Raw genomic sequence first — 12437 nt, forward strand, 5'->3', positions numbered from 1 at the left:
GAGGACACCTACCAACGTGGATGAGCTGGCATCCGGGCCAGCGGATCACCCATGCCCGCCACAGGCATCCCACGCCGAGCGAACCTAGAAACCCCACGAAATCACACATCCACGGATTCAGGCTAAGGACCGTTTCCAGGAACAGACCCATGACACTCTCCTATATTTGGTGGGTGAGCCTCACGGCAGAACCGGTACGTTGACGGTCTCGGCTGCCTGGTATTGACCGTCCTTGACAGTGACTGCCGGCAGTGAAGTCAGACCCATATGCGATTCTCGAGAGAAAGTCACGGGGGGGATGAGGGGACTCACCTGACGGTCCTTCATGGAGGCAAGTGCCTTGACCAGGCTCTCGCTGGTCGGGTCAGGTCCAGCGAGTTCGAGTCCCGCGACCACGGCCTGCGCGATCGCACAACCGAACGTCGTCACTGTGTCGATCTGTGAGTCCGGGTAGTACTTTCGTACCGCCTCCAGGCAATCGGCTGCGCTCGGGTCCGTGGTTGGCTTGGTGATGGCCAGGCTGAAGAGAAGTTCGTGTGCGCTCCGCGGTGTTCCTTGCAGAAAGGTGTCACCGGGAAGCGAGGTCGTACCGAGGATCGCCTTTCCCGGGAGCTGATCCTTGCCGGCAAGGTAATTTACGATCTTGGTGGTCTCAGCGGGTGCGGAGGTGAAGACGACATAATCCGGCCTCGCCTCGGCGACCTGGAGTGCGACGGGTGTCACGTCGGCCCCGAACGGCACGATTGCCGTGCCGAGAAATGAGCCACCGCCATTTTGGACTGCGGCCTCGACCTTCGCCAGTATCGGGTCATTCTGGTCGGACACCGTACGGACAAGGAAAACGCTTCCTGGTCCGGTTTTCTCGTACGCTGCGGACACCAGAGCATGTGCCTGATCAGGAAAAGTGGGAACCATCGCGAAGGCCTGTGGCACTACTGCGTTGACGAAGGATGGACTCGACTTCGCAGGGAAGAGAAGAGGAACGCCTGCCTTGTCCAGGACCGGGACGATCGCATCGATCGAGCCCGAACCAGAGCCGCCGACAATTGCTATGTTCCGGTCTGTGACCAGTTTCCGCACGTTCTGCACCGCGCGGGCCACATCGAGGCCGTCATCGAGCAGTGTCAGTTCGATCTTCTTGCCGTCCACGCCGCCGGCATCATTGACTGCCCGAAAGATCGCCTGCTGCCCTTCGCTCAGCGCCTTGCCGTAGCCCCCGGCCGGTCCACTGATTCCACTCGTCTCACCGAGTTTGATGACATCGCCATGTGATTCGGCGTTACTTGCGGTCCCGCAGCCGGCGAGTGTCAGTGCTACCGCAGCAGTGGTAAGCCTGCAAACAAGTCTACTGATGTGAAAGGACGTGAACATGGCATAACCTTCCGTATTCGCATTCCCGACGGAATGGCAAAGCTGTCGTTGTTGAATGGGCCCTCGCGCCATATGTAGACCGGGAGGGTGGATAGCTCGAGGCGGTAGACGATCACCGAATCAGGGTGATCAGGGCCCCGGATTGATCAGGGCCCTGGATGAAGGTATGTCAGTTGCCGATAAGGGAATCGGGCAATTCATCCTGCGAGATCAGGCTGTTCTTGCATGATCCGCGCGAATATGGGCTGAAAATTGAACCATCCAGCGCGCTGATCGTAGAGTGCGGCCACCTCTCGAGCAGTCTCCGCCGGAATGGAATCCGGCTGCCCGGCCGCGAGGGCGAGAAGCTGTGCCTGGCACGAGCGTTCGAGCGCGATGAACCACCATGCGGCTTCGTCAACCGTTGCGCCGACCGTCAGAATGCCATGGTTCTTGAGGATCGCGGCGCGATTCGCCCCCAAATTCGCTGCGAGGGAACGACCTTCGCTATCGTCCAGCACGACTCCGTTGTACTGCTCAAAAACGGAGTGCCTCTCGTAGAAGGCGCACGCATCCTGGGTGATCGGATCCAACTTTCGACCGAACGCGGACCACGTCTTTCCGTGCAGAGAGTGGCTGTGCGCGACGCCTACGACATCAGGTCTGGCGTCGTGCACACTGGAATGTATCGTGATTGCTGCCGGATTGACGGGACCTGTGCCCTCGACCAAGTTTCCGGCCCCATCGATCAGGCACAGATCAGACGCGCGAATCTGGCTGAAGGGCATTCCCCAGGGGTTGACCCAGAGGTGGTCGAGGTATTCGGGGTCGCGGGCGGTGATATGCCCGGTAACTCCGTCGTCCAGGCCGAACCTACTGAAGATCCTGAAAGCTGCGGCCAGGCGAATTTTTCTGTGATTTCGCTCCTCATCATGTGAGGGGAATGTGGGCGGAGTTGGCAGGTCGAGAGTATGCATAGTGGCTACTCCAGGGGGAACATAAATGGCGTCGAATGCGGCTGTGATGGAGGCTAAGATCGGGAAATAAGCGATGAATCGATTAACGCCGATGGGGGGAGCGGGTGTTGGTAGAGAGCACTTGCATTCCGGAAGCAGAGTTTCTCGATCGTTTCGCGGGGCAGTGACTTCATGTCCCGACTGAAGAGTTCTTGCGACTCAGGCCACGAGGAGTCAGCATGCGGGTAGTCGGTCTCGACCATAACTTTCTCGACGCCGATGATATCGAGCATCCGGAATGCCGCTGGATCTTCGATCGACGTAAACCAGAAATTTCGTCGCAGGATGTCGACCGGATCCGGGTCTGACGTGCTCCATGTCTCCGAGCTGGCAGCCTGCCTGTACGAACGCGTGAGTCGCTCGATGATCATCGGCACCCATGAGACGCCGGATTCAGACAGTACGATCTTCAGTTTCGGGAAACGCAGTGGGATCCGGGAGAAGATCCAATCAACCACTGCCTGTATGGCGTTCAACGGAAAGAGTGCGACTGTGACATCTGCAGGGGACGCCGTACTCGGTTGGCAGATCGATCCTGACGACCCCACGTGCAGGTTGACCACGGTCTCGGTCTCCTCGCATGCGCGAAAGAAAGGATCCCAATATTCGGAGTAGAGAGAGGGGAGCCCCAATCCCTCAGGGTTCTCCGAGAACGTTACCGACTGGAAACCGCGTTCCTTGTTCTTTCTGATCTCCAGTGCTGCCACCTCAGGGTCAAGGAGCCACGGCAATTGACAGGATACGAATCTGTCGGGATACGCGCCGCACCATTCCTCGAGCATCCAGTCGTTGTACGCACGAACCGAAGCGAGACCAACCTCGCGATCACGCATTCCGCTCAACCGTTTGCCGGCAAATCCCCAGACGAAGGATGGAAAGTTGAGAGATGCGTACACCCCGTTGAGGTCCATATCCTTGACTCGCGAATGAACGTCCCAGACACCGCGCCGGAAGTCCTCGTACTTTTGAGGCGCCAGGCTCCATTCTTCGATAGGCCGACCGACTGCTCCGCACATTGTGAGGCGCATGGGGATTCGGTCGTCATCAATGTGCCAATACGGGATGCCGTCCTGGTCGGGGACAACTGCTGGAACAAGGTCGCGATACCGCGAGCTCGCACGACTTGTGAAGATATTTGCGGGCTCGAGAACATGATCATCTACTGAGATGAGAGGGCACCATAATTCCCGAGGGTCGGGGTCTGGTAGAAATGTCGGCTCTGACCGAACGAGCCCTCTTCCTTGACTTTCGACATCCGGGTTGTGGATATCAAGCGCCATTACTGACTCCATTCGGTCGACATATCGCTCGGAGATGCTTCGGAACAGTGTTCTCATTCGCTCGAGCGGTACGGGAGTGTGAACCCCATCACGTTGCCCTAACGATTGGAAGGTATACGACCGTCGTCAGGCTTGTCAACGGATTCTGTTGTTCACGAGGGCATTCGGCCTGGCAGCACGATTCGACACGCAGGAGCCCAGCATTCCGGTCGGACACCCGAGTCGGGCAAGGCCCGCGGCAGAGTTATCCCCCGCAACAACAAGTCGCTCCGACGCCAGGCGAATCTCGGCGCCGACCGCGGTGCAAGAATTCAGTTCGTCAGGTCCCGCACTTGCGGGCGACGCGCCCGGTCTGCGCACGGGGCAATGTCGGTCTGGGAAGGTCTCATTCAGAACTCGAACCAGTCCGCGTCGTTGGTGGTGCACCAGCAATGCGACCACACGTGACGCATTCAGGTTGCGCGCAGACGTCGTAGCCAGTTCGTGATGGTGCACCGTTGACCTGGGGCCTCAGGATCGGAGTTGGGCCATCCGGCCGGCTTTTCACCGAAAACTGCGCGATCAGGAGGCGTCGCGTTGAGATGCTGGTTAGTTGATCGGGTGGCTGCGGCCGCGGCAGCAGTCGGCGGCGTCAGCCCGAGGTGAGATGCAAGGCTATTGACCTTCCGATCGGAAGGTAATAGATTTCACACTCTGAGGTCGGTTCGGTGATCGGAACCTGTGGCCGAGGCTGTTGCGCCGCACGGCGCTTGTGTGAACGCGTAGGCGAGGAGTGGTGGCCCCTATGGACGTCAGTTCTGTTGGCACCAAGCAACTATCGAGTGTGATCATCCGGTTCGCTGGAGACTCCGGCGACGGCATCCAGCTGACCGGTGACAGGTTCACAGGGGAGACGGCCGTCTTCGGGAACGATCTGTCGACCCTGCGCGACTTCCCTGCCGAGATTCGGGCACCTTCGGGAACACTCGCGGGGGTGTCGTCGTTCCAGTTGCAGTTCGCGGACCATGGCGTCCATACGGCCGGGGATACCCCTGATGTCCTGGTCGCTATGAACCCCGCGGCGCTGAAGGCGAATGTCGGAGACCTCGAGGCCGGGGCAGAGATCATTGTCGACAGCGACCAGTTCAAGCGACGCACTCTGAAGAAGGTGGGATACGACACGAACCCGCTGGAGGATGGCTCGTTGGAAAGCTTTCGTGTGCACGCTATTCCGCTTTCCTCGATCACGGTGGAGGCGCTACGAGGGTTCCCGATCGGCAACAAGGATGCCGAACGAGCAAAGAACATGTTCGCCCTCGGCCTGCTCTGCTGGATGTACGACCGTCCTACCGCCTCGACCGTCGAGTACTTGCACCGCAGGTTCGGCAAGCACGCGGAGATCGCCGACGCCAACGTGGCCGCGTTCCAGGCTGGGTATGCGTTCGGCGATACGACTGAGATCTTCGCAACCCGGTACGAGGTTCGTCCGGCTCGTATGCCGGATGGCCTCTACCGCAATGTTTCTGGAAACCTTGCCCTCTGTTATGGGCTTCTCGCGGGAACTCGGGCCGCTGGTATTCCGTTGTTCCTCGGAGCCTATCCGATCACGCCGGCGTCCGACCTGCTGCATGAACTTGCTCGCCACCAGGCGCAGGGCGTGCGCACATTTCAGGCCGAGGACGAGATCGCGGGGATCGCAGCAGCGATCGGGGCCTCGTTCGGTGGACATCTCGGGGTGACCTCCACGAGCGGTCCGGGGATGTCGCTCAAGGCCGAGGCTCTCGGGCTGGCGATCGCTCTGGAGTTGCCGCTGGTGGTGTGCAATGTGCAGAGAGCGGGCCCGTCGACGGGGATGCCGACCAAGACCGAGCAGGCGGACCTGCTGCAGGCGATGTTCGGCCGCAACGGCGAATCGCCCGTCCCGATTCTGGCTCCTCGCTCGCCGTCGGACTGCTTCGAGATCGCGTTTGAGGCCGTGCGGATCGCGACGAAGTACCGCACGCCGGTCGTGATCCTCTCCGATGCGCATCTGGCGAACGGCTCGGAACCCTGGCGGTTGCCCAACCTGAATCAGCTCCCCGACATTCAAGTTCGATTTGCTACCGAGCCGAACCAGGACGGCGAGTTCTGGCCGTACCTGAGGGACCCGCACACGTTGGCGAGGCCGTGGACGATACCGGGAACGCCCGGCCTCGAGCACCGCATCGGCGGGCTGGAAAAGCTCGACGGCAGGGGAACCATTTCGGCCGACCCGGACAATCACGAGGCGATGGTCCGCGTCCGCGCAGCCAAGGTCGCGGGCATCGCGGCGGATGTGTCGTCCCTCGAGGTTGATGACCCGGATGGTTGTGCGGATCTCCTCGTACTCGGCTGGGGATCGACCTACGGTGCGATCAGCTCAGCGGTGCGCGCTGTTCGCGAACGCGGGAAGCAGGTGGCCCATGCCCACCTGCGTCATCTGAACCCCTTTCCCGCCAATACCGCCGAGGTCCTGGGTGGGTACCGAACGGTGCTCGTTCCCGAACTCAATTCCGGTCAGTTACTGATGCTGATCAAGGCTTCCTTCGAGGTTCACGCCATCGGATACAACCGCGTCCGCGGCCTGCCGTTCACTTCCGCGGAGCTCGCTGCGCAGATCGAGGAACTGATCTGACATGCTCGAAAATTCTGTAAAATTCGACAACCCTGTGCGGTCGCCGACTCCGATGTCGGGCCCGGGCTTGGTTCCCGCCACCACCAGGACAATGACGTCCGAGGACTTCAAGACTGATCAGGAGATGCGTTGGTGTCCCGGGTGCGGGGACTACGCGATTTTGGCGGCGGTTCAGGGATTGCTGCCCGACCTCGGACTTGCCCGCGAGAATATGGTCTTTATCTCGGGGATCGGTTGCTCGTCGAGGTTCCCGTATTATCTCAATACCTACGGGATGCACTCCATCCATGGTCGCGCCCCAGCGATCGCGACGGGTCTCGCGGTAACGCGCCCGGATCTGTCCGTGTGGGTCGTCACCGGCGACGGTGATGCCCTGTCGATCGGTGGTAACCACCTGATCCACGCACTCAGGCGGAACGTGAATCTGAAGATCCTACTGTTCAATAACCAGATCTACGGACTGACCAAGGGCCAATATTCGCCGACGAGTGAGGCGGGCAAGGTCACCAAGTCATCACCCGCCGGTTCGGTCGACCGGCCGCTCAACCCGATTTCTCTGGCATTGGGCGCAGGGGCGACCTTCGTCGCGCGGACGGTCGACTCCGACCGGGAACACCTCACCGGTGTTCTGCGGGCGGCCGCCCACCACCGTGGAACCGCTCTGGTCGAGATCTTGCAGAATTGCAACATCTTCAACAACGGCGCCTTCGACCCGCTGAAGAATCCCGACACCAGGGGTGACACCACCGTCCGGTTGCAGCACGGCGAACCGATGCTCTTCGGGACGACCACCAGAAGAGGGCTGCGCGTCAATTCGCGAGGTGTTCTGGAGATCGTGGCGCTCGATGACGTGGATCCAGCGTCTTTGTTGACTCATGATGTCCACCAGACGGATTCGTCGCTTGCCTTCATGCTCTCGCACCTCGGTGACCGGCCGGAGGGCGTCACCCCGCTCGGTGTCTTCCGCGATGTGGCCCGTCCCGCCTACGAGGATCTGGTCAACGCCCAGATTTTCGAGGCACGCGCCGGTGGCGCACCGGATCTGTCAACGGTCATTGCGGGAAGGGACACGTGGCTGGTGGCCCCACAGCATGACCAGATCGCGGAACTGAAGGTCGCGACGGACCTCGGGTGAATCCGATATTTGCAAGCACTAGCTAGGAGAATGAATTGATCATCGATCAGATAGGCGTCGTGGGTGGCGGCCTCATGGGAACAGGCATCGCACGGGTCTGTGCGCTCGCCGGGGCCGAAGTAGTGGTCTGCGAGGCAGACTCAGACAAGGCGGCGGCGGCACGGGCGAGGACCGAGAGCTCGCTTCGCCGTGCGGTGGTGGCCGGCAAGATCACCGACACCGACCGCACCGGCGCGATGTCCCGGCTCAGCTTCACGGGAAGGCTCGAGGAACTGGAGGACCGAGAGCTGGTCATCGAGGCCGTTGTCGAGGACGAAGCGGTGAAGCGCGAATTGTTCTCGGCCCTCGACAAGGTGGTGGCCAGTCCCACCGCCATCCTCGCCTCCAATACGTCCTCGATCTCGATCACGAAGTTGGCTGCGGCGACCACGCGCCCCGAACGAGTTGTGGGCCTCCACTTCTTCAATCCGGTGCCCGCTCTGCGACTCGTCGAACTCGTGCCTACCCTCCATACGCGGGCCGAGACAGTTGACCGCATCGAGCGGTTCGCCACTGATGACCTACGCAAGCTCGTGATCCGTTCCCAGGACCGAGCCGGGTTCGTCGTGAACGCGCTGCTCACCCCGTATCTGTTGTCCGCCGTGCGGATGCTGGAGGCAGGCTTCGCCTCTGCCGCGGATATCGACCAAGGCATGGTGGAGGGGTGCGCCCATCCCGTCGGCCCCTTGTCGCTCGCCGACTTCGTCGGCCTCGACATCCTGCTGGCGGCGTCGAACTCGATGTATGAGGAGTTCAGGGACCCGCAGTTTGCGCCTCCGCCGCTGCTGCTGCGCATGGTCGAGTCGGGGCTCCTCGGAGAGAAGACCGGACGCGGCTTCTTCACATATTCGCGATGATCAGGCCCGAAGGAACGTCCATGCCCGAGATGAGTCCGCCTCTGCCAGTGGCACCGAACGTCAGGTGGTCGCTGTCCGATTCGACTGAGGCCGGTACCGCTGTCACGGTGGCCCCCAACCTCATGTGGTCGCTGCGCCGAGCCGCCGGTCTTCAGAATGGGTCGGTCTCGGTCGTCGACGGCTCGACCAGGCTCAGCTACGCCGAGCTGTTGTCCTGGTGCGATCGATTGGCGTCGGCGCTGGCGCGGCGCGGCGCCGTTCGAGGGGACAGAATCGCGGTCCTCGGAATGAACAGCGCCGAGTACGTTGCCGCCTATTTCGGGGTGCCGGCAGCCGGATACATCCTGGTCCCGCTCAATGCGCGGCTCGCCGACGCCGAGCTGATCGAGGTGATGCAAGACTGCGAACCGGCGATCCTGGTCGCCGACGATACCCATCGGAGCCGCGCGGAAGCGCTTACCGAATCCAGCGGTACGGGTTGCGTCACCTTCGAGCAGTTGCTCGGCGAACCGGCCGACGCAACCATCTCCGGTCGCGATACCGAGGTGAGCTCGACCGACCTGGCAGCCATCTTCTACACCGGCGGCACAACCGGACGCGCCAAGGGTGCCATGCTCACCCACGGAAACCTCACCGCGAATGCACTGCACATGATCGCCGGGCTCGGTTACGCGGTCGACGATGTCTACCTGCACTGCTCCCCGATGTTCCACCTCGGCGACGGGATGTCGACCTACCCGATCACCTGGGCGGGAGGACGACACGTCGTGATTGCGCGTTTCGATCCGGAGTCCGTGGTGGGCGCCATCGAGACCGAACGGGTCACCTGCACCTTCCTGGTTCCCACCATGCTCACCCTGCTGCTCGAGTATCTCGACCAGATGGACAGAGTCCCGGACCTCTCATCGCTGCGGCTCGTGGTGCACGGCGGCGCGCCCATTTCGCCCACGCTCCTCGACAGCGCTATCGCCCGGCTGGGCTGCTCCTTCACCCAGTCGTATGGCATGACCGAGGCGGGCCCGATTCTCAGCTTCCTACCGAATGAAGACCGCCTGCTCGGCAGCGAGGTCCTTCGCTCCGCCGGCCGCCCCGTCGTGGGCGTCGAGGTGCGGGTGGTCCGGCCGGACGGCACCAACTGCGAGATCGGAGAGATCGGCGAGATCGTCGGCCGCGGACCGAACTTCGCCGTCGGCTACTGGCGGCAGCCAGAGGTCACCCACCAACGGTTCCGGGATGGCTGGTACTGGTCGGGGGACTTGGCGTACCGCGACGAGAGCTTCTACCTCTACATCGTGGGCCGGGCGGGGGACGCCATCATCAGCGGCGGCGAGAACGTCTACGCCGCCGAGGTGGAGGCGGCACTCGACCGCCACCTGGACGTCGTCGAGGTGGCGGTGATCGCCGTTCCGTCACCACAGTGGGGCGAACAGGTACACGCCGCCGTAGTGCTCCGCAAAGGGGTGGTCACGACCGAAGCCGACCTCGACCGGCACTGTCGGGAGCTGATCGCCGGTTACAAGATCCCGCGCTCGTATGAATTCCACACCCAACTGCCTCGCACCGGGCCCGGCAAGATCGACAAATTGGCTTTACGCCGCCCGCACTGGGCAACACACGAAAAGGATGTGTCATGACAAGGTCAAACGATGGGCAGGAAAGGGTCGCACTCGTCACGGGGGCCTCCCGCGGAATAGGTGCCGCATCCGCGCTGCGCCTGGCCGCACAGGGATACAGCGTCGCGGTGAACTTCGCCAGATCCAAGCCCCACGCTGATGCGGTCGTGAAGCAAATCATTGCGGACGGGGGCCGAGCCGTCGCAATTCAGGCGGACGTATCGGTGGAGGGCGCCGGCGAGGAACTCGTCCGTGAAACCCATAGTCGACTGGGTCCGCCGCTGGTGGTGGTCAACAACGCCGGGGTTCAGCGCTCCCGGGCGATGATCAAACAGACTCTGGACGAGTTCGATCAGATGCTGTCCACCAACATCCGTGGCGCCTGGTCGGTCACACGGGCCGCCCTTCCGCACATGTACGACTCCGGCTGGGGCCGTGTGGTGTTCATCAGCTCTGTACTGGGGGCCACCGGCGGTCCGGGCGACAGCGGATACGGCGCCTCGAAGGCCGCGCTGCTGGCCATGTCGAAGAGCTTGGCGTTCGAGGTTTCGCGGCGCAATATCACCTCGAATGCGGTGCTGCCGGGAACGATTCTCACGGACATCGTCAAAGACGTCGATCCGGACGTACTCGACGCCAACATTGCGTCGATTGCCGCACGCCGTGGCGGAAAACCCGAGGAGGTTGCTGCCGTGGTCGCATTTCTCTGCTCGGAAGACGCCTCCTACGTCAGCGGGGCAGAGGTCGTGGTTCACGGCGGCGGTTGGGTCACTCTGCCACCATCGAAATAAACGATGTGGCAATGCTATTCGAGTAGCGGAGGTAACAGTAATGCGATATGGACTTGGCTTGTATACCGGGCAGGTGCCGCCAGGTGAGGGCATCAGCTTTCGTGATGAGTACGCTCGGATCATCGAACAGGCAAAACTGGCCGAAGAGGTTGGCCTCGAATCAGTATGGTTGAGCGAGCACCACGGGGCAGCTGATGGCTACCTACCGTCGCTGTTACCGATCGCGGCGGCGATCCTCGCCTCGACGAAACGGCTGACGGTGGGGACTGCGGTCCTTCTCGCCCCCTTCCATAATCCGCTTCGATTGGCTGAGGACGTCGCGGTGCTCGACCAGATGTCCGGGGGCCGCTTCATTCTCGGTATGGGAACGGGGTGGAGGCGTAGTGAGTTCCGGGCGTTCGGCGTCGACATGGCAACCCGCGGGAAGGCGCTGGAGGAGATGAGCCAGATCCTGAGGAAGGCATGGAGGGGGGAACGCTTCGGATTCGAAGGGCGGGTGTACCAGATCGACAAGGCTCACGTCAGGCCGGAACCCTTCACTCCCGGTGGCCCGCCGATCTGGCTCGGCGGCACCGGACCTCGGGCACTGGAACGTGCCGGGCGCCTGGGCGACGGCTACTTCGGAGTCTCTGCTCCCTTCGATTCCGCCATGTCGACCTTTGACTCGGTACTGGATTCGGCGCCGCCCGAGCGGCGTGCATGCTTCTCCTTCGGTCAGCTGCGATCGGGTTTTGTCGCCGACGATCCGGAACTCGGCTGGAAGCTCGCCGGGAGAGGAATGACCTACACCCAGGACGTGCATGCCCGCTGGGCGGCCGAGGAAGCCGGCAACCCGGTCGAGCCCGACGCGAACCTCTCGTCCGAGGACGCCGTGCGCCGGTACAACCTCATCGGCACCCCGGACGAGGTGACGGCAGCCCTGAGGCCCTACGAACAGAGATTTGCCGGCCGAACCGACTCCCACCTCTGCTTCCGGCTCTACCACCCCTACATGCCGCACGTCGCGGTACTCGAGGCCATCCAGACGTTCGGTAGGGTAATAGTGCCCGCTCTGCGTAGTCCAGCGGACGGTAGGCCGCTGCTGGGCTGATCGTGGGGCCACCCCTATTCGCTGGAGGAACCCCTGTGCCACCGAAGCGCTCTGCCGAACGGCATTCCGACGTCCTCGACGCTGCGATCGAGTTGATTCGTCGGAAGGGCATCGACGGCACGAGTCTGCAGGACATTGCCGATGCGGTCGGCATCAAGAAGGGAAGCCTGAACACCTACTTCTCGTCCAAGGACGAGTTGGTCGGACTGATTCAGGCGCGGTTCACCGAGGTGGCCGAGCAGGAGCTGGCGAAGATCGCGGAACGCAGCGATCTTGCCCCGGATGATCGGTTTCGTGAGCTTCTCTATTTTCATGCCGAGCATTGCGCTCTTCGCGTGTCATCGCCGGTGCTCGTCGGCTTCATGCAGCTGTGGACATCACCGTCGTCTCCGGGGGGCCCTCGCCAGCCGGAGATTGTCCGCCGGTACCAGCGCACGTTCGAGGATGCGGTGGCCCAATGTTCACGCAAACGCATCTTCCGCAAGCTCGATCCCGAGCTGGTGGTGAACGGACTCATGGGCAGTATGAGCTGGTGCGCATTCTGGTACAACGAGGACGAGCACGGGCCGCTGCGCCCGCTGGTCGACAAGATCATCGACATGGCCTTCGACGGTCTGCGGCCTCCTCGGCGTGG

Annotated in this window: 10 protein-coding genes; 7 read left to right on the forward strand and 3 right to left on the reverse strand. The window is 62.2% G+C overall.

Going from position 1 to position 12437, the window contains the following annotated elements; genetic code table 11:
* Positions 1 to 180: 180 nt before the first annotated feature.
* The 3 genes from WAW17_RS19260 to WAW17_RS19270 form a co-directional block, all read right to left on the reverse strand.
* Entirely contained in the window at positions 181 to 1371 is a 1191-nt protein-coding gene (locus WAW17_RS19260; protein ID WP_422334532.1) for an ABC transporter substrate-binding protein, read from the reverse strand.
* 197 nt (positions 1372 to 1568) lie between these two features.
* On the reverse strand, positions 1569 to 2327 hold the full coding sequence (locus WAW17_RS19265; RefSeq protein WP_422334533.1) for a class II aldolase/adducin family protein: 759 nt from the start codon (positions 2325 to 2327) through the stop codon (positions 1569 to 1571).
* A gap of 53 nt (positions 2328 to 2380) precedes the next feature.
* A complete protein-coding gene (locus tag WAW17_RS19270; RefSeq protein ID WP_422334534.1) occupies positions 2381 to 3646 on the reverse strand; it encodes an amidohydrolase family protein in 1266 nt (421 codons plus the stop codon).
* Between the two features lie 784 nt (positions 3647 to 4430).
* On the opposite strand from WAW17_RS19270, the gene WAW17_RS19275 reads away from it, so the two are divergent.
* From WAW17_RS19275 to WAW17_RS19305, 7 genes are all read left to right on the forward strand, one after another.
* The gene (locus tag WAW17_RS19275) at positions 4431 to 6278 is read left to right on the forward strand and encodes a 2-oxoacid:acceptor oxidoreductase subunit alpha (protein ID WP_422334535.1); all 1848 of its coding nucleotides are present in this window, start codon (positions 4431 to 4433) and stop codon (positions 6276 to 6278) included.
* A 52-nt stretch (positions 6279 to 6330) separates the two neighbouring features.
* Positions 6331 to 7413, forward strand: coding sequence for a 2-oxoacid:ferredoxin oxidoreductase subunit beta (locus tag WAW17_RS19280; RefSeq protein ID WP_422334541.1), 1083 nt, complete (start codon positions 6331 to 6333; stop codon positions 7411 to 7413).
* A 35-nt stretch (positions 7414 to 7448) separates the two neighbouring features.
* Positions 7449 to 8309, forward strand: a complete 861-nt coding sequence (locus WAW17_RS19285; RefSeq protein ID WP_422334536.1) for a 3-hydroxybutyryl-CoA dehydrogenase — start codon at positions 7449 to 7451, stop codon at positions 8307 to 8309.
* Positions 8310 to 8329: 20 nt separating this feature from the next.
* Entirely contained in the window at positions 8330 to 9943 is a 1614-nt protein-coding gene (locus tag WAW17_RS19290; RefSeq protein WP_422334537.1) for a class I adenylate-forming enzyme family protein, read from the forward strand.
* Positions 9940 to 10713, forward strand: a complete 774-nt coding sequence (locus WAW17_RS19295; RefSeq protein ID WP_422334538.1) for an SDR family NAD(P)-dependent oxidoreductase — start codon at positions 9940 to 9942, stop codon at positions 10711 to 10713. Before WAW17_RS19290 ends, WAW17_RS19295 begins: the two co-directional genes overlap by 4 nt.
* 40 nt (positions 10714 to 10753) lie before the next feature.
* Positions 10754 to 11803, forward strand: coding sequence for an LLM class flavin-dependent oxidoreductase (locus WAW17_RS19300; RefSeq protein WP_422334539.1), 1050 nt, complete (start codon positions 10754 to 10756; stop codon positions 11801 to 11803).
* A 35-nt stretch (positions 11804 to 11838) separates the two neighbouring features.
* Positions 11839 to 12437 (forward strand): TetR/AcrR family transcriptional regulator (locus WAW17_RS19305; protein WP_422334540.1); only part of this gene is annotated, 599 nt, incomplete at its 3' end.

It is taken from the genome of Rhodococcus sp. (in: high G+C Gram-positive bacteria), from assembly GCF_049286785.1.
In the GTDB taxonomy this organism is placed as follows: domain Bacteria; phylum Actinomycetota; class Actinomycetes; order Mycobacteriales; family Mycobacteriaceae; genus Rhodococcus_F.

Coding starts and splice junctions, on each gene's coding strand:
- WAW17_RS19260 (WP_422334532.1), bottom strand. CDS start 1,371: ATGTTCACGTCCTTTCACATCAGTAGACTTGTTTGCAGGCTTACCACT.
- WAW17_RS19265 (WP_422334533.1), bottom strand. CDS start 2,327: ATGCATACTCTCGACCTGCCAACTCCGCCCACATTCCCCTCACATGAT.
- WAW17_RS19270 (WP_422334534.1), bottom strand. CDS start 3,646: ATGGCGCTTGATATCCACAACCCGGATGTCGAAAGTCAAGGAAGAGGG.
- WAW17_RS19275 (WP_422334535.1), top strand. CDS start 4,431: ATGGACGTCAGTTCTGTTGGCACCAAGCAACTATCGAGTGTGATCATC.
- WAW17_RS19280 (WP_422334541.1), top strand. CDS start 6,331: ATGTCGGGCCCGGGCTTGGTTCCCGCCACCACCAGGACAATGACGTCC.
- WAW17_RS19290 (WP_422334537.1), top strand. CDS start 8,330: ATGCCCGAGATGAGTCCGCCTCTGCCAGTGGCACCGAACGTCAGGTGG.
- WAW17_RS19295 (WP_422334538.1), top strand. CDS start 9,940: ATGACAAGGTCAAACGATGGGCAGGAAAGGGTCGCACTCGTCACGGGG.
- WAW17_RS19300 (WP_422334539.1), top strand. CDS start 10,754: ATGCGATATGGACTTGGCTTGTATACCGGGCAGGTGCCGCCAGGTGAG.